The sequence below is a fragment of the Aestuariivivens sp. NBU2969 genome (genome assembly GCF_019931125.1).
In the GTDB taxonomy this organism is placed as follows: Bacteria; Bacteroidota; Bacteroidia; order Flavobacteriales; family Flavobacteriaceae; genus Aestuariivivens; species Aestuariivivens marinum.
On the sequence record NZ_JAIOUU010000027.1, the window covers coordinates 1 to 25708 of the forward strand.

At 38.0% G+C, this 25708-nt stretch carries 19 protein-coding genes, 1 tRNA gene and 1 pseudogene; 19 read left to right on the forward strand and 2 right to left on the reverse strand.

Going from position 1 to position 25708, the window contains the following annotated elements; all coding sequences use genetic code 11:
- Positions 1 to 951: 951 nt before the first annotated feature.
- From K7G79_RS13515 to K7G79_RS13560, 10 genes and pseudogenes are all read left to right on the forward strand, one after another.
- Positions 952 to 2187 carry a radical SAM protein gene (locus tag K7G79_RS13515; RefSeq protein ID WP_223552132.1) on the forward strand — a complete coding sequence of 412 codons (1236 nt, stop codon included), beginning with the start codon at positions 952 to 954 and terminating at the stop codon, positions 2185 to 2187.
- Between the two features lie 103 nt (positions 2188 to 2290).
- Positions 2291 to 2593: pseudogene (locus tag K7G79_RS14820) on the forward strand (cobalamin-dependent protein); the annotation flags it as partial.
- A 111-nt stretch (positions 2594 to 2704) separates the two neighbouring features.
- Entirely contained in the window at positions 2705 to 3751 is a 1047-nt protein-coding gene (locus K7G79_RS13525; protein WP_223552160.1) for a radical SAM protein, read from the forward strand.
- Between the two features lie 11 nt (positions 3752 to 3762).
- Positions 3763 to 4815, forward strand: coding sequence for a GNAT family N-acetyltransferase (locus tag K7G79_RS13530; RefSeq protein WP_223552133.1), 1053 nt, complete (start codon positions 3763 to 3765; stop codon positions 4813 to 4815).
- Positions 4799 to 7612 carry an aminotransferase class III-fold pyridoxal phosphate-dependent enzyme gene (locus tag K7G79_RS13535; RefSeq protein WP_223552134.1) on the forward strand — a complete coding sequence of 938 codons (2814 nt, stop codon included), beginning with the start codon at positions 4799 to 4801 and terminating at the stop codon, positions 7610 to 7612. Before K7G79_RS13530 ends, K7G79_RS13535 begins: the two co-directional genes overlap by 17 nt.
- A gap of 16 nt (positions 7613 to 7628) precedes the next feature.
- Complete coding sequence (locus tag K7G79_RS13540; RefSeq protein ID WP_223552135.1) at positions 7629 to 8768, forward strand: hypothetical protein; 1140 nt, start codon at positions 7629 to 7631, stop codon at positions 8766 to 8768.
- A complete protein-coding gene (locus tag K7G79_RS13545) occupies positions 8758 to 10098 on the forward strand; it encodes a cytochrome P450 (RefSeq protein WP_223552136.1) in 1341 nt (446 codons plus the stop codon). The genes K7G79_RS13540 and K7G79_RS13545 overlap by 11 nt, the downstream gene beginning before the upstream one ends.
- 184 nt (positions 10099 to 10282) lie before the next feature.
- On the forward strand, positions 10283 to 10753 hold the full coding sequence (locus K7G79_RS13550; RefSeq protein WP_223552137.1) for an isoprenylcysteine carboxylmethyltransferase family protein: 471 nt from the start codon (positions 10283 to 10285) through the stop codon (positions 10751 to 10753).
- Between the two features lie 21 nt (positions 10754 to 10774).
- Positions 10775 to 11509 carry a methyltransferase domain-containing protein gene (locus K7G79_RS13555; RefSeq protein WP_223552138.1) on the forward strand — a complete coding sequence of 245 codons (735 nt, stop codon included), beginning with the start codon at positions 10775 to 10777 and terminating at the stop codon, positions 11507 to 11509.
- Between the two features lie 33 nt (positions 11510 to 11542).
- Complete coding sequence (locus tag K7G79_RS13560) at positions 11543 to 13789, forward strand: RND family transporter (RefSeq protein WP_223552139.1); 2247 nt, start codon at positions 11543 to 11545, stop codon at positions 13787 to 13789.
- A gap of 11 nt (positions 13790 to 13800) precedes the next feature.
- Here the strand turns inward: K7G79_RS13560 and K7G79_RS13565 are convergent, their stop codons facing one another.
- Positions 13801 to 14775: a cupin-like domain-containing protein gene (locus tag K7G79_RS13565; RefSeq protein ID WP_223552140.1), complete on the reverse strand. Its 975-nt coding sequence runs from the start codon at positions 14773 to 14775 to the stop codon at positions 13801 to 13803.
- 703 nt (positions 14776 to 15478) lie between these two features.
- A tRNA-Leu gene (locus K7G79_RS13570) sits at positions 15479 to 15562 on the reverse strand.
- 145 nt (positions 15563 to 15707) lie between these two features.
- Between K7G79_RS13570 and K7G79_RS13575 the strand changes: the two genes are divergently transcribed.
- The 9 genes from K7G79_RS13575 to K7G79_RS13615 all read left to right on the forward strand — a co-directional run bounded on the left by K7G79_RS13575 (position 15708) and on the right by K7G79_RS13615 (position 25651).
- On the forward strand, positions 15708 to 16649 hold the full coding sequence (locus K7G79_RS13575; RefSeq protein ID WP_223552141.1) for a ribose-phosphate pyrophosphokinase: 942 nt from the start codon (positions 15708 to 15710) through the stop codon (positions 16647 to 16649).
- Positions 16650 to 16703: 54 nt separating this feature from the next.
- Positions 16704 to 17336 (forward strand): 50S ribosomal protein L25/general stress protein Ctc, encoded by a 633-nt coding sequence (locus tag K7G79_RS13580; protein WP_223552142.1) that lies wholly within the window; start codon positions 16704 to 16706, stop codon positions 17334 to 17336.
- A gap of 146 nt (positions 17337 to 17482) precedes the next feature.
- A complete protein-coding gene (gene pth, locus K7G79_RS13585) occupies positions 17483 to 18049 on the forward strand; it encodes an aminoacyl-tRNA hydrolase (RefSeq protein WP_223552143.1) in 567 nt (188 codons plus the stop codon).
- Between the two features lie 82 nt (positions 18050 to 18131).
- Positions 18132 to 20105: a M43 family zinc metalloprotease gene (locus K7G79_RS13590; protein WP_223552144.1), complete on the forward strand. Its 1974-nt coding sequence runs from the start codon at positions 18132 to 18134 to the stop codon at positions 20103 to 20105.
- Between the two features lie 77 nt (positions 20106 to 20182).
- The gene (locus K7G79_RS13595; protein ID WP_223552145.1) at positions 20183 to 21112 is read left to right on the forward strand and encodes a bifunctional riboflavin kinase/FAD synthetase; all 930 of its coding nucleotides are present in this window, start codon (positions 20183 to 20185) and stop codon (positions 21110 to 21112) included.
- 57 nt (positions 21113 to 21169) lie between these two features.
- Positions 21170 to 22441: a serine--tRNA ligase gene (gene serS, locus K7G79_RS13600; RefSeq protein ID WP_223552146.1), complete on the forward strand. Its 1272-nt coding sequence runs from the start codon at positions 21170 to 21172 to the stop codon at positions 22439 to 22441.
- A 450-nt stretch (positions 22442 to 22891) separates the two neighbouring features.
- Positions 22892 to 24667: a tetratricopeptide repeat protein gene (locus K7G79_RS13605; RefSeq protein ID WP_223552147.1), complete on the forward strand. Its 1776-nt coding sequence runs from the start codon at positions 22892 to 22894 to the stop codon at positions 24665 to 24667.
- 80 nt (positions 24668 to 24747) lie between these two features.
- A complete protein-coding gene (locus K7G79_RS13610; protein WP_223552148.1) occupies positions 24748 to 25260 on the forward strand; it encodes a GNAT family N-acetyltransferase in 513 nt (170 codons plus the stop codon).
- A 67-nt stretch (positions 25261 to 25327) separates the two neighbouring features.
- Entirely contained in the window at positions 25328 to 25651 is a 324-nt protein-coding gene (locus K7G79_RS13615) for a DUF4286 family protein (RefSeq protein ID WP_223552149.1), read from the forward strand.
- The last annotated feature ends 57 nt before the right edge of the window (positions 25652 to 25708 follow it).

The window sequence follows — 25708 nt, forward strand, 5'->3', positions numbered from 1 at the left end:
TAATGTTTGGGTTTACTTCTCATATTTGCTAAGTTAATAACTAGCAAGCATATTCTCTCATCTTTGTGTCCAGTCTAATATAGGAAGTCCAAATCGTATTCTGTACGGAACTGAAAATTACCAAAAGCGGTAGGATTGTGTTTTATATAGATGGTAAAAACTACCACACCTACTATTTTGACATTTTAACAAAATAAATGATAAAGAGCATTATGCTGTATCTTTTGGTTCTATGGAAATAGAACATTTTCTGAGACGGTTTTGGCTCTATAATAATAAAACCACTGAGAAAACCCTCCCTCGGGGCCACTTGCATATTAAAGCCTAGCCTTATAATTTATTTTGTTATGTGACATAACATACAAAGTTACACCATTTACATCTTAACTTTTAAGGTTAGGTTTTATATGTTGGTGCCATATTTTAATTGATTTCTTTTCTACTATAAATTGGGCACTAGTTTAATGCTAGATAACATATGACCTCAGGTCTCCTTGTAAATTCTTCAGGTAGCCCAAAAATGAAAATCTTTAGTAACTATGAACTTATTAATATAAGTTTCTTAGTCAGAAAACGAAGCTTAACCACAAAGGGGTGTATCTTATGCGTTGTAGGATGAACTGTAATAAGGAAAGATATCCATGGAGGACTATTTATCCAACTCGAAATCGGAGCTCAAATCAGCAATACCTATAACTGATGCAGAATTAATAAATGTGAATATCGAATAGGTATTCCATTAGATATTTATTATATTTATGTTGTTTTTGTTTTATAAGTCAAGATCTAATCCGATTCATTAGCTATCAATAGTCCCTGTTTACTTTTACTTCCAACTTGGAGTATAATTTTAATGTGAGTAAAGCGAGAATTCTTCTAATAAGCCCAACAGGCTTGGATAGGGAGGGAAAACCTATTGTACAGCGAAAGACATATTTGCCGGGATTAACCATGCCTCAACTGGCGGCTATAACTCCGGATGATTTTGAGGTTACTTGTATTTCTGAAACTTCAGAGCCCATTCCATGGGATGAGAAATGGGATATTGTAGGGCTTACGGGAATGGGAGGCGCCGGAGTGATCCGGGCGTATCAAATTGGGGACGAATTTAGAAAACGGGGAGCGATAGTAGTCATGGGAGGTATCGCTATTTCATTGTTTGATGATGCCATGACCAAACCCCATACGGATGTTATCATTAAAGGAGAAGCGGAAGATACCTGGCCACGGTTTTTAAGGGACTATCTGAACGATGAGGTCAAGCCTGTTTATACCATGGAAAAAGTTCCGGATGTTACGGCTTTTCCACCCCCCTCCTATGATAAATTCAACGCCAAGTATTATGGGTTCTGGAGACCTGTTCAAGCCACTCGCGGATGTCCTTTTCCATGTACATTTTGTTCCATTTCAGAGTTTTTTAAACGGAGCTACCGTAAAAGACCGGTCGACCAGGTGATAAGGGACGTTAGGACGGCAAAAGCCCATGGGAGTAAGTACATAACGTTTATTGATGATAACATAGGAGTAGATTTTAATTACTGCAAAGCATTATGGACCGCCTTGATCCCGGAAAAGATCATTTGGGCCAGTCAGTGCAGTTTGCAAATCGCCAAGGAGGATGAGATGCTTCAGCTGGCCTACGACAGCGGGTGTAGAATTTTGTCTTTTGGAATAGAAACGGTTAACGAAGAGAGTCTTACCCATATCGACAAGGAGTGGAACGATCCTAAAAATTACGGCACCGCCTTCGCCAACATAAAAAAGCATGGCATTGAAATTAGTACAGAGATGATCCTAGGGCTTGATGGCGATGACGAGACTGTTTTTGACCGTACGTTTAAATTCCTTATGACACATAAAATTGCATTACCAAGGATGTACATATTAACCCCGGTACCCGGAACCCCCATGTATAATCAATTAATGGACGAAGGTCGAATTTTTGATTTTGACTTTAAGAAATATGTAGGAGGATCTGCCGTTTTTCATCCTAAAAGGATGTCGGCGCAAACCCTGCAAGAAGGCTATTGGAATCTGTATAGACGATTGTATTCCACTAAAAATATCATAAAACGATTAAAAGGAAATCCTGCCGGATTAAATTATTTTATGAGATTATTTGTCTTTGGGACAAATATGATCTATCAAAACCACATTCGACGCGGGATAACCCCCGGAATTGTGTAGTGTTATTTTTGAGGTAACATATGGTTAAATTAAAACTAGAGATATGAAAATTTTATTAGTTCGTCCACCGGTGCCAAAACATACCATCGGACTCAAGCACATCATGATCTGTGAGCCCCTGGAATTGGAATATGTCGCAGCAAATCTCGAAAGACATGAACTAATGCTATTTGATCATTTGGTGGAACGCGGGTTTAAACAACGGTTTTTGGATTTCAATCCGGACGTTGTGGTGAGTAGCTGTTATAAAACGGGGACGAATGAAGTGTTGAAAATATTCCGTTATGTGAAATCGGTGAAACCCGATTGTATAACGGTGGTAGGCGGCGTTCACGCCACCCTGGTTCCGCAAGATTTTGCCGATATCTCTGTTGATATTATAGGCTTGGGAGATGGCACCATGGTCATGCCTGAAATCATTGATGCTATTGAATACGGAACCTCCCTGACGGAGGTTTCCGGAATTGCCATTCCTTATGGGGAAGGGAAATTGTATAGCACCAAAAAAAGGGCCTACATGCCCAAACCGGACGATTTACCGTTCCCAAACCGCAGCTTGGTGTCCCACCTTCGACATAAGTACTATTACCTGATGCATCGTCCCGTGGCAACGATGAAAACCACATGGGGATGTTGGTATAAATGTAACTTCTGTTTTACCTGGAAGATTACCGATGGACTGCCATACAGCAGGTCCCCACAATCCATAGTAGAGGAATTGTTGACCATAGAATCCGATGAAATTTATATTGTCGATGACATCTTCCTCATCAATAAAAGCAGGCTCAATGAACTTTCAAGACTAATTCAGGAACATAACATTAAGAAAAACTATCTCTGTTATGCGCGAGCGGATTTCGTGGCGGAAAATGAAGATATTATTGCGCATTGGGCGCAATTGGGACTCAAGGCTGTTTTTATTGGTCTTGAGGCCACAACGGATGAAGAATTGGACAGCATGAACAAACAGTTGCCCGCCTATTGTAATATTGAAGCCATTAAGGTGTTAAGAAAACATGAGATAGACACTTACGGATCACTTATTCCGGGTCCGGATTACACTAAAGCAGATTGGAGACGTCTTGCAAAATTTATTAATGATAACCATTTATATTATGTCAATATATCTCCGGCAACCCCTTTACCCGGGGCTGAAAATTATCATGAATTCAAAGACCAGCTTACGGTTCCCGACGATGCGCACAGCTTGTTTGACCTGTCTCATCAATTGTCTCCAACAAAAGTTTCATTAAAGGCGTATTACTGGGAGCTTCTAAAACTTTATGCGCAAACGACACTAAACATGAGAAGTGCACGTGTAAACACCTTTAGAACCCTTCCATCCATTTGGACACGCGATTACTGGAGGCTGATACTGGGCGCGTTGAAGATTGGCAGACAATTTTTATTCAGTTACACCCATCACTCCCCAAAGGAGATAAGAAGATCAAGATTTAAAGGACCACGTCCTGAAAACCTAACCTTTAGCGATAAATTTAGGCATGACGCATTTAAAGCATTCATGCATAGTTCTGAAAAGGTGCCCTCTGAAGTTCCAATGTAATACCGGTTGAAGTGAGTATTGAAAAAGTTAACAAGGTTCAAGAATTAAGTCCCGAATGGGACCATATCGCGCATTCCATCTATCAGAAGCGTTCCTTCTTGTCGCACTTGGAACGTACAAATCATTCGAATCAGCGCTATTATACGCTCCATGAAAAGGGGGTTTTATGTGCCGGAGCGGTAGTGTATTCCTTAAAGATTAATCTCTTTACCTTTTCAAAACTGGAACTTAAGCTTCCCATGCAGGTTATTGGATTACCCATTTCAAATGACGAAAGCGGTGTATGGGGAGGTGATCCCTATGTGGAGACGCTTTTGTCCCATATATTTCGGAAGGAACGCGGGATAGTGCTCTGTTTAAATTACGCACAGGACCTGCCCAACATCAAGACTATTAACATGAGGTCTTTGCCCAGTATGATTTTTCAAATAGAACATGACAGTTGGGAGGGGTACATGCAGGCATTGAGACATCCATATCGCAGGCGTATCCTAAAAGCACTGGATAAAGCAGCTACTGTTACCGGGCGTAGGGAACCATGTGGGGCATTTACAGAACGCCATTATGAACTCTATCTTGAGGTGGTTAAACGCTCGAAAACCAAACTTGAAATATTGAGTATGGCCTTTTTTAAAACCCTCCCGGAACCCTTTAATCTGAATTCCTTTTACGATAACGAAAAACTGGTGTACTGGAATATTACGCTGGAGGAAAGAAAGACCCTTTATTTCCTTTTTGGAGGACTGGATTATAAGGCCAGGGATACGTATGATTCCTATACCAATAACTTGATTGAGATCATCAAGGAAGGAATCCATAGAGAATGTCATGTCATAAATCTTGGTCAAACCGCCGAAATTTCCAAAGCCCGGTTTGGGGCCTATAAAAGGAATAATAAAATGTGTATGTATCATCATAACGGGATGATTCGATGGCTTTTTAACAGCCTGAGAAACCAGTTGAGCTATACATCGCATACCGGGGGCCATCGTGTTTATCATGAGGATAAGGTCCCAATGAGTGACATTTCAAAAAATAAAATGCATTATGCAGGAATCTCATAATACAAGCTATACGAAACCCTATTTGCAGGAGTTGTTGTCTATTTTAAAACTGGACAAGGAATTTCATCATGCCAAAGGGAATTACTTGTATAGTGATGCGGGACAAGAGCAGGTAAAATATCTTGATCTCGCAGGGGGCTATGGTTCGTTGCTTCTTGGGCATAATCATCCGGATCTCATAAGAACAGCGCAGGAATTGCTCGGAGACCATGTCTGTGCCCACCATCAATTATCTAAAAAATCAAAATTGGATGCCCTTTGCCATAAGATCAATGACCTTATAGGCTCTCAAACCCGTGCGAACTACACGACCATGGTTCTCAATTCCGGAACCGAAGCTGTTGAAGCCGCGATAAAGCATGCCATGCTGGCGTTTTATAATAAACTCATGGCAATCGATAATGACCTGTCCAGGGAACTGATGAATATTCAGGAATCGTTTTTTAACACCTGTCCTCAGAGCCCCCTTATGTATAACGATTATGAAATTCATTCCATTGAGGCGTTACGGTCTCTCATGCAATCATTGAATAAGAATTCAAATACATACCGACCAAAAATTGTAGCTTCAAATAAGTCCTTTCACGGTAAAACCTTAGGGGCGCTTTCCGTTACCTCCAATCAAGCCTTTAGGATGCCATTTTTAAGGAATGCCCCGTTTGAAACAATCTATCTGGATATAAATACAGAATGCCCCGAAGTCCTGTTTAAAGAAAATGAGATTGAGATTTCCATACCAAAAGTATTCAAGGACGGAAAACTTGTATTTAAAACGAAGACTTTCAATTTAATTGCCGCTGCGATCCTGGAACCCATCATTGGAGAAGGGGGCATACATGTGGTGTCGAAGGAATTCCTGACGGATTTAAGGAGATTCACCAAAGCGTATAACATTCCGTTGATTTTCGATGAGATTCAATGTGGGTGCTTTAGAACAGGACCGTTTCTAGCCTCCTTTCATCACAAGGTCAGTGCCGATTACTATATTTTAGGGAAATCCCTAGGGGGCGGACTTGCCAAAATAAGCGCCGTAGCCATTGAAAAGCGGTTGTACATCCCTGAGTTTGATGTCTTGCATTCATCCACCTTTGCCGAAGATGACTACAGTACGGTTATGGCGCATAAAAGTCTTGAATTACTGGAAAAAAACTGTCACAGGATACCGGGCGTAAGTGCCTGTTTATTTGATGCTTTGGTGGATTTACAGAACCGATACCCTCAGATAATACGCGAAGTAAGAGGCCTGGGACTGATGATTGGAATCCGTTTTGAAAGTATGGATTACAGCACCAGTTTTGGACTTCAGGGGATATCCCGTTCCAATTATTTTGGGTATGTCTTGTCGGCCTATTTACTGAATGAAAAGCATATCAGGGTTTCCGTAACCCTGTCGGACCCCAAAACCCTTAGACTCCTACCTTCTTTATTTATGGATAAAGCGGAGATCAATCAATGTATTGAGGCCTTGGAGGAATTATGTAAAATTTTGATGTATGGCGATTTCTACGCATTGATATCCTTTCTGTTGCCCAAAAGAGGGCAACATCTCCGACCTGTTTCAGATTTTAATCCCCAAAGGGTAAAATGGGATGAAATGGACGGTAGCATGGATGAGGTTGGGTTTTTGCTCCACTATATAGATGTGCATACCATTCGGGCTTATTTGCCTTCCCTGGATATTTTACCGGAGGACCTGGTTCTTTATCTGATAGAAAGACTAAGCCCTTTTTCTGAACCCGTAGTGATTGGTCGCAACAGAATAAAGGATGCCGCAGGCCGGGAAATTTGTATCAGTTTTGTAGGGCTGTCCTTTACCGCTAAAATGATCATTGATGATATGCGGGAGTCTATGGGGAATATCATAAAATATCAGGGGATTTGTAATAAAGGCATTGACCTTTTATACCATCTGGGAATTACCAAAATAGGTCTTGGACAATACAATTCAATGATCATGCAAAACGGTAAGGCCATAACCAATCCCGATATTCGAGTGACAACGGGCAATGGTTATACCGCCTTTACCGTAGTGCAAAAAGTATATGAAGCCATAATAAACCGTAAAGGGCAATCCACCAAACTGGCCGTAATTGGTGCAGGGGGTAACATAGCCAAAGTATTATCCACCATGGTGGCGGATCAATGCGATAAAATGCTGTTATTGGGGCGGTTTAATGGCAACCCGAATAAACTCATTGACCATGCCGGGTTTTTAATACAGGAAATCTTAAAGGACCTCGCGGAAGGGAAGGCGTACGACAATGTGATCTATGATCAAATTAACCGGCTCGATATGGACAAGGGTGCTTCAGAGCATCAATCAAGTTCCCATTATGTCAACATTTGGAACGCCTACACTAAGCAATTTGAGTCCGATAAGAAAATTGAAATTGGGATGGATTTAAATCGCCTTCGTGATTGCGATGTGATCTTAGTGGCTACCAGCGATCCAACCTCCTTCCTTAATAGAGCATATTTAAAAAAAGGAGCGTTTATATGTGATATCTCCGTTCCGTTAAACTGTGAAAAGGACTTGCTGGAAGACAAGGATTTTCAAGTGGTAAAGGGCGGTATTGTGAGATTGGTTAATGGTGAAAATCTGTATCCTCCCGGTCTTTTTTTAGAGGATGGACAAGCCTTTGCATGCATGGCTGAAACGATGCTGATGGGGTTTGAGCATGATCAGGGCCCCTATTCATTTGGCGAAATTTCGAAGGCATTGGTGATCGCATTGGGAAATCGGGTGCTAAACCATGGATTTATAGAAGGTGCTCAGGTTAAAGAAATGGCAGATTAGGCAAATTTTGTAGGCTATGGCTATAATTATTGAGGTAAATACTAAAAAAGAGTTAAGACAGTTCATTGATTTTCCACGCCGGCTTTATGAACATCAACCGAATTATATTTCCGATCTTGATATCACTCTAAAAGGTAGGCTAAGTCGTCGAAATCCGTTCTTAAGGCATTCCGAAATGGCTTTATTTCTTGTTAAAGAATCTAAAGAAGGGAAAATCGTTGGAAGGATTGCCGCTATTTGGAATAAGACACATCTGGATAAGTATAATGACTTCTGCGGTTTTTTCGGTTTTTTTGATGCCATTGATGATGTTCAAATCTGCAAAATGCTTTTAGACCATGCAGGTATTTGGTTAAGATCCAAAGGCATTAAAGCTATTGTTGGTCCAACCAATCCGACGACCAATGATTCCTGTGGCATCCTGTGTAAGGGATTTGAATATCCTAATCAAATCAACATGCCCTACAATTATCCCTATTATGACGATTTATTAAAAGCCGTTGGATGTACTGGGGTGATCGATCTTGTGGCCTATGAGATCTTTGAAAAGCCCCAATTGGAAAAATATGTGAATATCATGCGCAGGGCAGAAGGGCACCTTCGTAGGAACTCCATTGAAATAAGGGCGATGTCGCCAAAAACCTATACATCGGACATCACCAAATTAAGGATGGCCTACAACGCATGCAATGAGGGCAGTTGGGGATTTATGCCTCTTAATAAAGTGGAATTCGAATATTTGGCCTCCGAGTTGAAATCCATTATGCCCTACGATCTGGCCTTGTTTGCCGAAGTCGAAGGGGAGATCGTTGGTTATATCATTGCCGTTCCTGATTTCAACCAGGTATTACGGAAAATTCGCAATGGTAAACTTTTTCCATTCGGAATCTTCAAAATTTTAAAGTATCGAAAAACCATTCAATCAGCGCGCGTGATGTTAATCGGTATCAAGGATACGTATCGGGGAACAGGGATGGATCTGATATTATATCAAAAAATCACAGAGGCCCTGCATCAACAGCATATATTTCATTGTGAGGCGAGTTACGTCATGTCCACGAATAAGACCATGAACTCATTACTATTGAAAATAGGAGGGTCTCCAACAAAACACTACAGATTGTATAAGAAACAACTATCGGAACATGTTAGTTAATACCATAAAAGAAGAACATCAAGTAAACGGACCACCCCTACTGGAATTTTTCAGGGGAGCAACGAGGTTTCCTGCATTTCACTTTTATAATCTCATGGCAAAATATGGCGATGTGGTTGCATGTGGTCCTTATTTTTATCTCATTAATCATCCGGATATCGCAAAGGATATATTAAATCGGGATCAAAAGGATTTTTCCCAGAAAGATTTTATTGGTCGGCGGGTCACCACGCTGTTCGGCCATGGGATGGTAACCAGTCAAGGGGAATTATGGTCCTCACAAAGACGGTTGTTGAATCCGGTGTTCAGTCACCATCAATTACACGAACAAATGGATGAGGCTTTAGAACAGATCGACAGGGAACTCGACCTATGGGGGCAATCCCTTGAAAATAATGACCAAATCGATCTTGCGGATGTCATGGGGACATGGGCCATAATGATTTCAGGGCGCTTGTTATTTCACAGCGACCTAAGGGAATATGTTGGGAAAATAAAACATGTGGTTAAAACAGGAACAGGTTACATCGCGAAGGGTCTTCCATTTTATATGCCACTTTGGGTGCCGTCACCATTACACTTAAAAATTAAAAAAATCTCTAAACAGATTGATGATATCCTTGAAGCCATTATACAACAACGGCAATTGGAAGCGTTCGATAATGATGACCTGGCAAGAACATTAATGCAAAGCCTGGGGAAAAAATCATCTTCTGCATATGAAAAACGGGTGATGCTGGACGAAATGAAAACCATGCTTGCCGGGGGCTATTTTCCCATTTCCTGTAGTCTTTCAATGCTATGGTATGCGCTGGGAGAACAGCCGAAGTATTATAAAAAAATGTGCGATGAAATACGATCCAAACCTGCGGATTATACATTCCATCAAAATTTTTATCACGATTTTCCGATCACCACTTCCATAGTTTTTGAAGCGATGCGGTTGTATCCTGTGGCGTTTTCCATTTGGCGTAAAGCTAAAGTAAACTTTACATCCCATGGCGTCATGATCCCGAAGGGCAAGTCCGTTTGCATTTCACTTTTCAATATACACAGGCACCCTGAATTTTGGGAGCAACCCGATTCATTTATGCCGGAACGATTTACGAACGCAAACGCAAAGACCAGACCGAAACATTATTTTATGCCCTTTGGATGGGGGAATAGAAAATGTATTGGAGACCATTATGCGATAATGGTTATATTTTTAACCCTCATACGCACCTTGCAACGCTTCGATGTGGAGATCTATCATGAACCCCTTAGGGTTCGCAGAGCTGCATTGATTTGCCCAAAAAGAGTGCCTGCTAAGATCAAGTGGATGACCTAAGGGGTACAAACAACATCAGGAGTTCATTAAAAGCTTTAATAAGATGAAAACGCAGTTATTCTACAGCATTTTTTTAATAACATTCTTCGTAGTGTATATCCTTATTCTATATGTGTTCAATATAAAGTCGTTCAAGAATAAATATCATATCGAGCCAAGGGTTGTGACAAAAAACGATGCCTTGATGTATAAATTACAATTGTACCGTAATGGCATATTCTTCGGTCTCATGATGAATATTATGGTGTATGCCTTTTTTCCAACCTATTATGAGCTATTGGTCCCCATCCCATATTTGGAGATCCCATTTTTGAAAGGTATTGGTGTGGTTGTATTAATAGGATCATTGCTGTTAACACGATTCTCTCAGATGCAACTAAAGGGGGCGTGGAGAATTGGCATAGATTCCAGTGAAACCCATGGCACACTCGTAACCGATGGGATATACAAGGTATCGCGGAATCCAATTGCTTTAGGGATGCTTTTAAGCACCGTAGGGTTATTTTTGGTGACACCCAATATGATCACTTTTTCCATAATTATTTTAGTGCATCTAATTTTTTCAATCCGAATCCTGTTGGAGGAGGAACATTTGTATAAATTACATGGAGAGGTCTATGAAAGGTACCGAAATAGAACCAGAAAATGGATTTAAAACTATAAATCAGTGGAGCCTATGGAATCATCGGAAGCTATAGAGAAAATTATTTTATCAAGAGACGGGGACTGGGAATTCGACCAACAGGTGTCCTTGGTTTTTGATGACCATGTGAGGAAATCCATACCTTGCTATAATGACATTCAGGAACTCATAGGTATTTTGTCCAAAAGAATCCTTTCACATAATAGCCTGGTGTATGATCTGGGAACGGCTACAGGCGAAATAATTCGGAGTATACACTTTGCTAATCCAAACACAAAAATTAGATACGTTGGCGTAGATAAATCCATGTCCATGTTAAAGGTGGCCAGGGAAAAATGCAGATCTATTAAGCAGGTGACCTTTTATAACCAGGACCTTGAAACGTTTACTTTTAAACCGGCTGAGCTTATTGTAGCCGCCTTTACATTTCAATTCATTCAAACGGAACACAGACCCTTCATTTTGGAAAGCATATACAAAGCGCTGAAGCCAAACGGCCATTTCATATTGTGTGAAAAGATAAGTTATGCGGACGCTGCCGAACATGATTTTTTCGTTAATGTCCATCATACGTGGAAAGAAAATCATTTTACTTTTGAGGAGATCAAGGCCAAAAAGGAGCGTCTAAAAAATATTATGCAACCCTTAACCCTTGAGGAGAACATGGCCTTATTAAGTCAGGCAAATTTTGAGCATCCCCAGCTCTTTTTTAAGTGGTGCAATTTTGCCTGTATTCTGGCAAAGAAGGCAATGGTCGAACACCTGTAATAACCAATATATCATCATCCTATTGATAACAAAATGGTAACCTATTTAATAAAATACAGGTATGTGATTTTAGGACTGGTTATCGTGTTGACTTTGTTTTTTAGCACCAGGGCGACCCAAATACAGGTCAATGCCGATTCCGCCCAGTATTTCCATAAAAATGATTCCGATTATGCCTTTTACGAAAGGATGAAATCTGAAATAAAAACGGAGGAGAATCTGGTCATCCTAGCCATAGACCATAAGCGGGATGTGTTCAACAGGTCTTTTATTCTTCAGGTTCAAAAATTATCGGATAGATTAAAACAAGTTAAAAATATTGAACACGTCAAGGGGCTTCATAATTTATCCTATCCGGTAAACACCCTTTTTGGAATGATGGAGCTTCCTTATTTGAAGATAGAGGATAGCACCGATGTATCCAGGTATAAAACAAAAATAGTTAAGGATTTTGAGACGACGAATCTTTTTATAAATCAAGCGGGGACCGCCTTATTTCTTTGGATTGAACTCCGTGAGGGCCTTGACAAGGATCAGGAAGATCTGTTATTTGATGAGATCAATGGACTCAGAAGTGCTTTTACCGGATCGACAACCTATTTATGGGGGCGAAAATATATTGAATTTTCCTTTAAGAAGCTCCTGTTTAAAGAATTTAAAAGCTTTATGCATTGGGTCTTTATGTTCCTCTTTTTGGCCTTATTGTTTATTTTCAAAAGATGGCAAGCCATAATATTTCCAACGCTGGTAGTGCTCATTTCCATTATTGTCTTTTTAGGATTCATGGTTGTGCTGGACAAACCATTGGGGATGATGTCCAGTATTTTCCCCACGATTATTTTAATCGTTGGGGTATCGGATGTCATTCACCTGGCGATTAAATACAATGTGGAACGCCATCGTGGAAAATCGGCAAAAGAAGCGACCCATATCGCCCTTCGGGAGATAGGCTGGACCACTTTTATTACCTCCATCACGACTGCCATAGGGTTCTTTACCCTTATGATTGCGCCAATGAAGGCCATGAGAGATCTTGGTCTGGAATCCGGGATTATCGTCATGTTCACCTATTTGCTCACCATGTTATTGTTGCCGGCATTCTTTGCCAATGAAAATGTGAAGGGGTTTTTTACCATAGGCCGATATTTTGATGGTTTCTTTCAAAGGATATTTACCATAACACAAAACATCCAAAAACATCCAAATAAGATATTCATGTTTTACGGGGCGCTGATCGCTCTGGGCGGGTGCGGGATGTTTTTTATAAACACCAATAGCCTAGAGTATAAGATTCCAAGGGACAGTGAATTGAAAAAGGATCATGTGTTTTTTGAAGACCATTTTGGAGGATCAAGACGCTTTGAACTGGTTATTGAAGCTGAGGAAGATCATAGGTTGAATGACCCCGTAATTCTCAAGGCCTTATTCAGGGTGCATGACTATCTTTCAGATCACGAACAACTTCATGCGGTAAAGTCCCCCATATTATATTATACGACCATTCAAAAGGCCATGCATCCTTCCGCAGCAGGGGCTCATGATTTTAAGTTCAATAAAAAGACGATAAGGGACTATGAAAAGGGGTTTGGGAAAAGCAACAGGGACAATTATTTGTTTAATACTGAAAAGACGATTTTTAAATTTAAAGCACAAACCGGTTTACTGGGACGAGAGGATGTAGAAAAACTGAACCGGGACATTCTGAATCATGTCCATCAAATCATAGCGGATCAGCCGGTTCATGCCAGGATGTCGGGAATGGATTTTCTTATGGATGTATCGCAGAAAAAAAGTATCAATAGTATGTTACTCGGGCTGCTTCTGGCCATGTTGGTGGTTTCTATAACTCTGGGCGTCATATTTAAAAACATGGCCTTGATGCTCTTAGCCCTGGTGTTGAATTTTATCCCACTGGTCGTTACCGCCGGGATACTGGGTTTTACGGGACTAGAATTAAGAGGTGAAATTTCTTTGATTTTTACGATTGGGTTTGTGATTGCTGTAGATGATACCATTCATCTGTTGAGTAAATTTCAATGGGAAAGGAAAATGGGAAAAGGTATTGAAGAGGCCATATATATTGCTCAAAAAGAATGTGGTAAGGCCATATTGGCGACCAGTATCATATTGATAGGAGGGTTTTTGGTTTTAATAAAGTCCACTACGGTAACCATTGCTACGCTCGGCCTGTTTATGGCCATAATCATCATTATAGCCCTGTCGGTAGATTTAATTCTAGCTCCCATGTTAGTATTAACATGGTTTAGAAAATATTTGTAAGGGCATTAGTGCTACGTCTTTGAGAAAATGGATTTCAGCAAGCCCTTGTTAACACCTTTAAAGAACAACATGTATAAGGTTTGGGGGTAAACCGATTTGATGGGGTGCCTTAAAGCTTCCACTACCTGACAAACATGAAAAACAGGGATGTTGCTGGCCTTTCCAGGAGCGAGATAGCGCGTGGCACAACCCAGCGTAAAAGGATCCAGATTCCTTACCGAGTGCCACCACCACGGCGGATTGAACAATACATCCCCTTCCTGGAGCACAACTTTGTAAACGGGAATTCGTTTGAAAAACGGATAGGTATCGGTAATGATGTCCCATTGGTTCAATAGTGATTTCTCCACCCCTGCTACGGCATAGGTGCCATATTTGCTTACAAGCGGGGAAAGCAAGGGGGTATAGGACGGATGAATGAAGTGCCATTCTTTGCGTCCTTTTATATTGAGGAACATGTTGTCGCCATTCGCACAATGTAAGGACGTTCCGGTTTTGGTAGATCTGGAAATAAACCATTGGTCGACCACATGTCTGGCCCCTCTTAATGCCTCAATGCGCCTTCCCTCACAGGAGTCATAAAAATTGGTTTTCCCAAACAAGGAATGATGGTTGTTTATATAATAATTTTCATAGGCCTTCAACGTACAAAAGTCCTTTACGGATAGGTCTTGTAATTTAACCTCCTCCCCTAGAAAGCTGGAAATATCCGAAGGGATACATTGCACGGTCTGATCTCCAAAATGGGTGCTTAACCATGGGATGGACCAGGTTTGACATGCCTTGGAATTTTTGATAAATCCTCTCAGTACAATCGGCATATTCACCTGCTTTCTCCATCGGGCAAATTCCTTAGGGGGAATATGCTCCGGGGCGACTTCAGGTAAGGGCAAAATGCTATTGAATTCTTCTGTATTCTTTAATAGGAATTCATCATGTAGGCGTTGCTGAAGGCGTTTGGGAGCGCCGCCATGTTCAGACGGCATCTCTTCAAAATGCTGGGTTTGATTTTTGCGAAATATGAAATTAAATAGAAATGATGAGGCCCATTTCATTCTGATATTGGATGAAAGATGGCATGTGGGAATAGTCTCCTTATAGCCAATGATATTGCGAAAAGGATGGGTAGTTACCATTTTTTAATTTAAAAGCCCTCTCCGGGGGATGGTTTAAACGCATCAGCATGCCTATGCCTTTGGGGATGTTAAAAAAACAGGAAACCTAACGCGTTTGGGATACCCTATCAACTCCGGAAAATGATATCTTAAAAATAACGGTTTTAACCGAAGAAATCAATAATAAGTGTCATTAGTTTATGGGAAGCTTATGGAAAAAGATGATGATATAATTTTTTTGCTGCAAAACAGGATCATGGCAGAAATGGAAATAAGGTGCTTGAAAAAAGAATAGGTGGGTTGGAAAAAATTTTTAATCTTAATGGTATTGATTTTAACTTGGATCCAGAGAACAAGTGATTCAATTCCTTACATTTTTATCAAAATTGAGGAGGTCCATACTTGGCAAAAAACCTGTTTTTTTAACCTAAATATAATCTGGAATGAATAATTGGTGGCATTTACGTATTTCACTAATTTCTTAAAAAGCCATTTAATCGTACATAAATCGTACAATTTATAAAAGTAAAAATCCGTAATCATTTTATTATTAATGAATTACGGATTTTATATGTACTCAAGGTGGGAATCGAACCCACACGATATTGCTATCACTGGATTTTGAATCCAGCGCGTCTACCAATTCCGCCACTTGAGCATTTCGGACAGCAAAAATATATATTTTTCCCTAAATAATCACAAAAATAGCATTCAATATACTTTTTAGGTAAAAATAAATGTATAAATTTGCACCTCGTTAAAAATCATGTCGTCTTTGTGCGCTAAAAAACAAGAAGTTAACTATGCCAATTGTAATTACAGAAGCCAAAATTTTTGCTTGTACCCAAAGTAAAGTTCTAGGAGAAAAAATAGCAAAAGCTTTTGGGACAGAACTAGGCAATGTTATTACTTCTAAATATAGCGATGGCGAATTTCAACCGTCTTACGAAGAGTCCATAAGAGGAACACGTATTTTCATTATAGGATCCACGAATCCTGGACCAGAAAACTTAATGGAAATGCTCTTAATGATTGATGCAGCTAAGCGTGCATCGGCACGACATATTACAGCGGTATTGCCTTATTTTGGTTGGGCCAGACAAGATAGAAAGGATAAACCTAGAGTGCCTATAGCAGCGAAATTGGTTGCTAAAATGCTTGAATCAGCTGGGGCAACTCGTATTATTACTATGGATTTACATGCCGACCAAATACAAGGATTTTTTGAAAAACCTGTAGACCATTTGTTTGCATCTACAATCTTTTTACCCTATTTAAAAAGTTTAAATCTGGATAACTTAACGGTAGCTTCTCCAGACATGGGAGGCTCTAAACGGGCATACGCCTATTCAAAGGCATTAGAGAGCGATGTTGTTATTTGTTATAAGCAGCGTGCCAAGGCCAACGTCATATCACATATGGAATTAATTGGTGATGTAACGGGTAAAAATGTGGTATTGGTAGACGATATGGTGGATACAGCAGGGACATTGACCAAAGCGGCCGACTTAATGATGGAAAGGGGTGCTTTAAGTGTTAGGGCTATTTGTACGCACCCTATATTATCTGGTAATGCTTATGAGAATTTAGAAAACTCTAAATTAGAAGAGCTTATCGTTACAGACTCCATTCCTTTATCAAAAGAAAGTGATAAAATTAGGGTGTTGAGTTGTGCCGACCTGTTTGCCGATGTCATGCATCGTGTGCATGAGAACAGTTCCATAAGCTCTAAATTTATAATGTAGCTTAGACATGTTCGGCTACTAAAATTGTATAATTTAAATTAATATATAAACAAAATGAAATCAATTACAATCAACGGATCTCAAAGAGAAAGCGTGGGCAAAAAAGCAACAAAAGCCTTACGTAATGCTGGTCAGGTTCCTTGCGTATTATACGGAGGAGATAAGCCAGTGCATTTCTCTGCACCAGAATTGGCATTCTCAAAACTTGTATACACGCCTAATGCGCATACAGTTGTGATTGCTTTAGACAATGGCGAAACCTTTAACGCCATTTTACAGGACATCCAATTTCATCCTGTAACCGATAAAATCTTACACATCGATTTCTATCAGTTATTCGAAAACAAAGAAATAACTATGGATATTCCAGTTCAATTTGTTGGAAACTCAAGAGGTGTTAAAAATGGTGGTGTTTTACGTAAAAATAAGCGTAGCTTAAGAGTAAAAGCTTTACCAGCTAATTTACCAGATTTTGTAGAGGCAGATATCACGCCGCTTAGAATAGGTGGTAAGTTGTATATCACCGCTTTAGAAAACGATGCTTATAGATTTATGCATCCAGATAATACAGTAGTATGTCAAGTAAGACGCTCTAGAGCTTCTATGGATGTAGAAGATGAAGATGAAGAAGAGACAACTGAAGCAACTGCATCTGAAGCTCAAGCAGCAGAAGCAGCTCAGGAATAGATAGTCTATTTTAAGAAATACGAAAAGCATCCCGTTTATTCAGGATGCTTTTTTATTTTTACAAAAATTGTGATTAAGTGTTTAGGTTTATTAAGAAATTGTTTAAAAAGCGTACAAATCCCTTTATAGCTGAAGAAAAAAAACCTATGAAGAAATTTTTAATTGTTGGTTTAGGTAATATTGGAGAGAAATATGAAAATACTCGTCATAATATTGGGTTTAAAATCTTGGATTATTTTGTGAAACAAGAGGAGTTAACTTTTGAACCCCAAAAACTAGGTGAAATAGCAATCTATAAACTAAAAGGGAGAACTTTTATATTGCTTAAGCCAAGTACTTATATGAATTTAAGCGGGAAGGCAGTGATTTATTGGTTAACCAAAGAAAAAGTACCTTTTGAAAACCTATTGGTTATTACTGACGACCTAAATTTACCTTTCGGAAGCATTCGCTTGAAAACAAAGGGAAGCGATGGTGGTCATAATGGGTTGAAGGACATTCAAGACAAATTGAATACCACTAAATACAACCGTTTTCGATTTGGTATTAGCGATGCTTTTAACAAAGGGAGACAGGTAGATTATGTGCTGGGTGAATGGACTGTTGAGGAAACCGAAAAACTACCAGAACGCTTGGATAAATCCATAGATCTTATTAAATCTTTTGTGTTATCGGGAGTTAATAATACAATGAATACTTTCAATGGTAAGTAGGTGTAAGTAATTAAATTGTTGATATACATATCAATAAAAATATTATTTTTAGAAAAAAATTCCTCGAATTAATCGTATCATAATGAAAAGAACTACTCTAATATTCCTTTGGATTTCTATTGTTACTCTTACCAAAACCTTTGGTCAAACAGAATCAAAAGAACCACATCTCATTCGTTGTGGTTCTGTAGAGTACAATAAAGCGCTTTTAACTGAGTTCCCCGAAATGATGGGTAGTGATGTTTTTGAAGATAGGTTAAAACAATTTACCGAAGCTTATAAATTACAACGATCTGCTGCTTCAAATAAACTTGCTGTAATAACTATTCCTGTTGTGGTTCATGTATTACATAATGGAGAGCCAATAGGAGATGGCCCAAATTTATCTGAAGCACAAGTATTATCCCAGATTACCGTATTGAATCAAGATTTTAGAAAATTATCTGGAACGAGAGGAGATGGAGGAGGAGTCGATACTGAAATTCAATTTCAATTAGCAAAGCAAGACCCCTATGGTTGTCCAACAAATGGTATTGATAGAGTAAATATTGGGCAAGACGGTATTAATGAAAGTAGCCAAAATGATGCCCAAAATCAAATGAATGTGTTAAAACCTTCATCGATTTGGGATTCTACCGTCTATTTAAATATATGGACCGTTAAGTATAGAGGAGGCTCAGGATTATTGGGATATGCACAATTACCAGGGGGCTCAGTCAACACAGATGGTGTTGTTTTAGATTATAAATATTTTGGAACAGATGATGATCCTAACGTATCCCTTGCGGGGAGCTATAATTTAGGAAGAACAACAACTCATGAAGTTGGACACTATTTAGGGTTATTACATACATGGGGAGACAATTGGACAGAAGGAGATCCAGATGATAATAGTTGTGGTGATGATGATAATATAGCCGATACTCCAAACAGTGGGCGCCCCAATTATGGTTGTCCGTCAACTATTCCAGACACCTGCCCTGGAGGAGATGACGATATGATTGAAAATTACATGGATTATTCCGACGATATTTGTTTTGATACATTTACAGATGGTCAAAAAACAAGAATGCAGGGCATATTGGGATCAACCAGGTCCTCTTTGGCGAGTTCAACAAAAAATAATTTAATGACTGGAGTAAATAACGATGCTGGAGTTCATGTCGTTATGCTAGAGACTCAAGGATGTAGTCTCAACATGACTCCATTAGTAAAGATTACGAATTGGGGAGATGTTCCCATGACTTCTGCTTCACTGTTTTATAATGTTGATGGAGGTTCCAATATGGTTTATAACTGGTCTGGTAATTTGGCCCAAGGTGTTGAGGAAGAAATTACATTACCTGTATTAGTAAGCACATCAGGAAGTCATACATTTAATGTCTCTGTTGCAAGTGTTAATGGAACTTCTGACCAAAGAATTTGTAATGATAATAGCAGCAGTAATTTTATTATAGACGATTCCTATGATTCAACAACTAAAGTACTTTTAACACTTGTTCTAGATGATTATGCTTCAGAAACTAGCTGGGAGTTTAGGGATAGTAGTAATAATTTATTATATAGTGCTAATTATAATAGTCCACAAGACAATAATAAAACGGTTAATGAGGAGTTTAATGTTGTTGTTAATGAGTGCTACACCTTTACCATATTTGATTTAGCAGATGATGGTATTTGCTGTGGTTATGGCGATGGCTCTTATTTGTTAGAAACTGACAATAATACACCAATTGCTTTGGGCGGGGCGTTTACGGATTCAGAAACAGTAAGCATTTCAACCCAAACATTAAGCGTTAATACGTTTTTTACCAGTAACAGTATCATTTTATATCCTAACCCTACTAGAGATAAGCTTAATATTAAATTGGCTAATGGTAATGCATTACCGGAAGGCTACAAAATTTATAATATGTTAGGACAACTTTTGAAACAACAAATCATAACCAATATCGACCATTTAGCTATGGAAACTACGTTTCTAAATAAAGGTATGTATTTTATTAAAGTATATAAGAAAAATGAATTCATTACCATTCCTTTTATTAAAAAATAAAATTACTTTCTAGGAAATATATTCTAAGAGGATTATATTATAATCCTCTTTTTTATTTTTGCTCTAATTATATTAATTTGAAAATACTTAATAAAATAGAAATAAATCAGAGATCTATTGTCACCATAGGGACCTTTGACGGTGTACACATTGGTCATCAAAAAATTATTTCACGTTTGGTTAATACCGCTAAGCAAGAAGGTTTAAAGTCGGCAATACTCACATTTTTTCCACATCCCAGAATGGTATTGCAAAAAGATGCCAATATAAAATTAATAAATACTATAGACGAGCGTTATACCATTTTAGAATCCTTGGGGTTGGATTATTTGCTCATTAAAAAATTTACCAAAGAATTTTCCCGTATGGGGGCCGAAGATTTTGTTAAGGATATTTTGGTGGATAAACTACATGCCAAAAAGATAATTATTGGTTACGATCATAGATTTGGCAGAAATAGAAATGCCAACATAGACGATTTAAAACGATTTGGAGACCAATATGGTTTTGAAGTTGAAGAAATCTCTGCCCAAGACATTGATGAGGTAGCGGTGAGTTCAACAAAAATTAGAAACGCATTGAACGAAGGGGATATCATTAAAGCTAATGCTTATTTAGGCTATAATTTTATGCTTAACGGTACGGTTGTTAAAGGCAGGAAATTAGGTAAGCAATTGGGTTTTCCAACAGCCAATGTTCATATTAAAGAAGACTATAAACTTATACCTAAGCAAGGGGCTTATATAGTAAGTTCGAGAATTGAAGGAGTTTTGGTTTATGGTATGATGAATATAGGTGTAAACCCAACAGTAAGCGGAGAAAGGTTGTCCATTGAAGTCCATTTTATCAACTTCAATAAAGACATCTATAACAAAAACATCAGGATTGAATTATTGCAACGTTTACGTGACGAACAAAAATTTGAATCTGTTGAGATGCTAACAACGCAGTTGGTAGAAGATAAAAAAGCTTTGTTGTCTTATATTTCAAATAAAGATAATAACTAAAGAAATATTTCTTTACGCTTACGAATTCACTAAATTTGTCGCTTAAATTTTCAAGACATGTTACAGGTCCCATTTATAAGAGAAAACAAAGAGCAGGTAATTAACGGGCTGGCAAAGCGTAATATTGATGCCGTTGCGATTGTTAATAAGGTTATTGCTTTAGATGAAGAGCGAAGAAGCATTCAAACCCAATTGGATAATATCTTGGCTGAGTCTAACAGTATATCAAAAGAAATAGGACTATTATATAAATTGGGAAACGCCGAGCAAGCAAATGCTTTAAAAGCTAAGACTGGGGAGTTAAAGGAAACTTCTAAAACACTTAATGAAGCTTTAAACAATAAGGTAACCGAGCTTAATGAGTTACTCTACAAAATCCCAAATGTGCCTAATAATTTGGTGCCAGATGGAAATACCGATGAAGATAATGAAGAAGTCTACCGAAAGGGTGATATCCCTAAATTATTTGAAGGCGCCTTACCACATTGGGAGTTGGCTAAGAAATATGACATAATAGATTTTGAATTGGGGAACAAAATCACAGGAGCTGGGTTCCCAGTTTATAAAGGTAAAGGAGCACGATTACAACGTGCTTTGATTGCTTATTTTTTAGATAAGAATACTGCTGCGGGGTATACCGAATATCAATTACCTCATTTAGTAAATGAAGCTTCAGGCTTTGGTACAGGGCAGTTGCCGGACAAAGAGGGTCAAATGTATCACGTCAAAGCAGATAATTTGTATTTAATACCTACAGCAGAAGTGCCGGGGACCAATATTTTTAGGGACACCTTATTAAGCGAAAGTGATTTGCCTATAGGCATTACGGGCTATACACCTTGTTTTCGTCGTGAAGCAGGAAGTTATGGAGCACATGTAAGGGGGCTGAACAGGTTGCATCAATTCGATAAGGTTGAGATTATTAGAATTGAACACCCTAATCAATCTTATAATGCACTTAATGGTATGTTGGAGCATGTAAAGGGTATTTTAAATGAGTTAAAATTGCCCTATAGAATTTTACGTTTATGTGGTGGAGACTTAACATTTGCTTCAGCATTGACTTACGATTTTGAGGTGTTTTCTACAGCGCAGGAAAAGTGGTTGGAAATATCATCTGTATCAAACTTTGAAACCTTTCAAGCCAACCGATTAAAGTTACGATTTAAAAACAGCAATGGCAAAAATGAATTGGCCCATACTCTTAATGGAAGCTCTTTGGCCTTGCCAAGGGTGCTTGCAGGTATTTTAGAAAATTATCAAACAAAGGAAGGCATTCTTGTGCCAGAAATACTGCAACCATATACAGGTTTTAGCATCATAAATTAGTAGGATTATACCTTCAAAATATAATAACGTTATTTAAAATCATCGTTGAAATACATATTTATCATGTTTTTTGACGATTTTTTTATACAATCCTTTGTGTTTTCTTAGATATTTCTCAAGTTAGCACAACCAAATCTCAAATTTAACCTACCATGAAAAATGTTAAACGCATTATTTTGCTTATTACACTTGTTTTTTTCGTAAGTAAAGTTTTGTTTTCAGATTTCGAAATCATAAAATCTGAAAACAAAATTGCGGCAATTGTTAGTAAATAACACAGGGATTATTTAATTAAAATTATTGTCCCCAATCGAGTAATTATATCGTTTTTTAACTAACGGTAGTTAATAGGCAAATTTATTTTGGTTGGTTAGTGCCCGAATTTCTATTCGGGCATTTTTTATAACCATATTAGCAATGCAGCCAGTTCTCATTTATTATATTTACAATATGAGAGTCCTCTATATTATATGTTTTCTTTTTACACTTGGTGGCGTAGCACAAAACGATGCTATTGCTAAAGACTATTATAATAATGGAGACTTTGAAAAGGCATTACATGAATATAAAAAATTATATGCCCAATCACCTCTTAATATTCCTTACATAACTAAAATAGTAAGTACCTATCAGCAATTGGAGCAATACGATCAAGCTGAGATGTTTTTATTGAGCATTATGGAACGACTTAATTATCCTGCTTTTTTTGTTGAATTAGGATATAATTTTCAATTGAAAAACGATTTGGATAAAGCAAATGACTATTACAATAAGGCATTACAGAGTATTGAGAATAATCCAAATCATGTGTTTGGTATTGCTAGGACCTTTCAAATACATACGCTTTTGGACCAAGCTATTCAATCCTATACCAAAGCCAAAGCCTTAAAACCTGAATTTAATTTTGATCTTCAGTTGGCACAACTTTATGGTGAGCAAGGTAATATTGAACGCATGTTTATAAGTTATGTAGATTATACATTATCCAATCCAGTTGCTCTTAATACCATTAAAAGGGCAATAAATAATTTTATAACAGAAGAGAGTACCAATGAAAATAATATTCTTTTTAGGAAAATCCTGCTTAGAAAAATTCAGGAAGAGCCCAATGTGTTATGGAACCGATTATTAAGCTGGCTTTTTATTCAACAAAAGGATTTTAAAAAAGCATTTATACAAGAGAAGGCCATTTTTAATCGTGAAGAAGGAGGTTTATCCGGATTGGAAGAGCTAGCACTTATTGCACTTAATGACGGTCAAGATATTATTGCCTTGGATATCTTTACATTTTTAATTGACACTGCCCAAGATATCGACACCCAATTAAGCGCTTACTACAATACTATGCTTATTAAAACAAAGTTGGCAAGTAAAACAGATTATGAAGGCATTAATGAGCAATACCTAAAAATATTTGAATTATATGGTAAATTGCCCCAAACCTTGGGTATTCAAATCTCCTATGCCCACTTCTTGGCATTTTATATGGACGACCCTAAACAAGCGACCGAAGTTTTGGAAGCTGCTTTGGAACTGCCCTTGACACCATTGGAAAAAGCCGAGGTGAAGTTGGAATTGGGTGATATTTTATTACTTCAGGAAAAGTTTAATAAGGCGCTCATTTATTATTCACAAATACAACGAAATCTAAAAAACAGCACCATTTCACAAGAAGCGCGCTTTAAAGTGGCTAAGGCAAGTTATTACAAAGGCGATTTTAAATGGGCCGAAGCACAATTAAAAATTTTAAAATCATCAACGTCCCAACTTATTGCGAACGATGCCCTAGATTTGAAATTATTGATTTCAGACAATAAGTATGAAGACTCAACCCAAACGGCTTTAAAGCTTTATGCTAAGGCCGATTTGTTAGCATTTCAAAACAAAAAAGAGTCTGCAATTGCTATACTTGATAAGATTTTGAAAGCACATAAAACAGAACCTATTATAGCCCAAGCACTATATAAGCAAGGTGAATTGTTTGAGGAAAAGTCACAATATGAAAAGGCGGTTGCCAATTACGAATTGGTTATTGACAATTATCGCGATGGTATTTTAATGGACGATGCCCTTTTTAGATTGGCCAATATATATTTGAAACAGTTCAATGAAGCCGAAAAGGCCAAGCTTTTATTGGAGCAAATTATTTTTCACCATGCCGATAGTATTTATTTCGTAGAGGCCAGGAAATTATATAGAACGTTAAGGGGAGACGCTATTAATTAACAAATTAAACTTTTCAAATTTCAAAACTTGGGATATTGTTTTGTTGGGATTTGAGACTTTAGTTTTTTGGAATTTAATCGATGATACAAGCAGAAACAGAAAGACTCCTACTCTCAAAAGTCACATTAAAAGATGCTTCCTTTTTTGTAGAACTCATGAATACACCAGGCTTTTTAAAATACGTTGGAGATAGACATATTAAATCGCCGAAAGATGCTAGGGAACATATAAAAAATAGATTTTTAAAAAGCTATAATAAGTATGGGTTTGGATACTATAAGTTGACCTTAAGGGAACAACCCAATATACCCATTGGTGTTGTTGGTATTTTAAAACGGGACGTCATGGAACATCCCGATCTTGGCTTTGCATTGCTTCCTCAATACGAAAGGCAAGGCTATGGTTATGAAGCTTCAGTGGAAATGTTGAAATGGGCTAAAGAAAAATTCAAGATTAGAAGGATATTGGCCATTACTGATCCAGATAATGATAAATCCATTAAATTGTTGGAAAAATTGGGCTTAACCTTCGAAAAAAGAATGAATCCTTTTGATGAAACCAAAGAACTCTTGTTATTTGCAAAAGATTTATAAATCAAACACCAAAACTAAATTTCAAATAGGAATATAATTATTTAAGCAATTCTTGGATTTTCAAGCAATGATAATATATAACGTAACCATAAACATAGACGAAAGTATCCACGACGAATGGTTGCAGTGGATAAAAGAACATATTCCACAAGTATTGGGCACTGGTAAATTTGATAAAGCAACGCTATCAAGAGTACTGGTTGAGGAAGAGATGGGTGGCCTAACCTATTCCATACAATTTCGTTCTTATTCCAGAGAAGCATTAGATGCTTATTACAAAGAAGATGCCGACCGATTAAGAACTCAAGGCTTAAAAAAGTTTGCTGATAAAATGCTGGCATTTAGAACAGAATTGGAGGTTATAGATGAATATTCAGTAGAATTTAAGTAATTCCCATTTTAGCAGAGTTAGGAATCCATTTAGATAGTTTACTTTTGTTTTAATCAA

What these genes read in the sequence shown, in the direction of transcription:
- K7G79_RS13515 (WP_223552132.1), top strand. Translation starts at nt 952, where the DNA reads ATGCCTCAACTGGCGGCTATAACTCCGGATGATTTTGAGGTTACTTGT.
- K7G79_RS13525 (WP_223552160.1), top strand. Translation starts at nt 2,705, where the DNA reads ATGCCCAAACCGGACGATTTACCGTTCCCAAACCGCAGCTTGGTGTCC.
- K7G79_RS13535 (WP_223552134.1), top strand. Translation starts at nt 4,799, where the DNA reads ATGCAGGAATCTCATAATACAAGCTATACGAAACCCTATTTGCAGGAG.
- K7G79_RS13540 (WP_223552135.1), top strand. Translation starts at nt 7,629, where the DNA reads ATGGCTATAATTATTGAGGTAAATACTAAAAAAGAGTTAAGACAGTTC.
- K7G79_RS13545 (WP_223552136.1), top strand. Translation starts at nt 8,758, where the DNA reads ATGTTAGTTAATACCATAAAAGAAGAACATCAAGTAAACGGACCACCC.
- K7G79_RS13550 (WP_223552137.1), top strand. Translation starts at nt 10,283, where the DNA reads ATGTATAAATTACAATTGTACCGTAATGGCATATTCTTCGGTCTCATG.
- K7G79_RS13555 (WP_223552138.1), top strand. Translation starts at nt 10,775, where the DNA reads ATGGAATCATCGGAAGCTATAGAGAAAATTATTTTATCAAGAGACGGG.
- K7G79_RS13560 (WP_223552139.1), top strand. Translation starts at nt 11,543, where the DNA reads ATGGTAACCTATTTAATAAAATACAGGTATGTGATTTTAGGACTGGTT.
- K7G79_RS13565 (WP_223552140.1), bottom strand. Translation starts at nt 14,775, where the DNA reads ATGCCGTCTGAACATGGCGGCGCTCCCAAACGCCTTCAGCAACGCCTA.
- K7G79_RS13575 (WP_223552141.1), top strand. Translation starts at nt 15,708, where the DNA reads ATGCCAATTGTAATTACAGAAGCCAAAATTTTTGCTTGTACCCAAAGT.
- K7G79_RS13580 (WP_223552142.1), top strand. Translation starts at nt 16,704, where the DNA reads ATGAAATCAATTACAATCAACGGATCTCAAAGAGAAAGCGTGGGCAAA.
- pth (WP_223552143.1), top strand. Translation starts at nt 17,483, where the DNA reads ATGAAGAAATTTTTAATTGTTGGTTTAGGTAATATTGGAGAGAAATAT.
- K7G79_RS13590 (WP_223552144.1), top strand. Translation starts at nt 18,132, where the DNA reads ATGAAAAGAACTACTCTAATATTCCTTTGGATTTCTATTGTTACTCTT.
- serS (WP_223552146.1), top strand. Translation starts at nt 21,170, where the DNA reads ATGTTACAGGTCCCATTTATAAGAGAAAACAAAGAGCAGGTAATTAAC.
- K7G79_RS13605 (WP_223552147.1), top strand. Translation starts at nt 22,892, where the DNA reads ATGAGAGTCCTCTATATTATATGTTTTCTTTTTACACTTGGTGGCGTA.
- K7G79_RS13610 (WP_223552148.1), top strand. Translation starts at nt 24,748, where the DNA reads ATGATACAAGCAGAAACAGAAAGACTCCTACTCTCAAAAGTCACATTA.
- K7G79_RS13615 (WP_223552149.1), top strand. Translation starts at nt 25,328, where the DNA reads ATGATAATATATAACGTAACCATAAACATAGACGAAAGTATCCACGAC.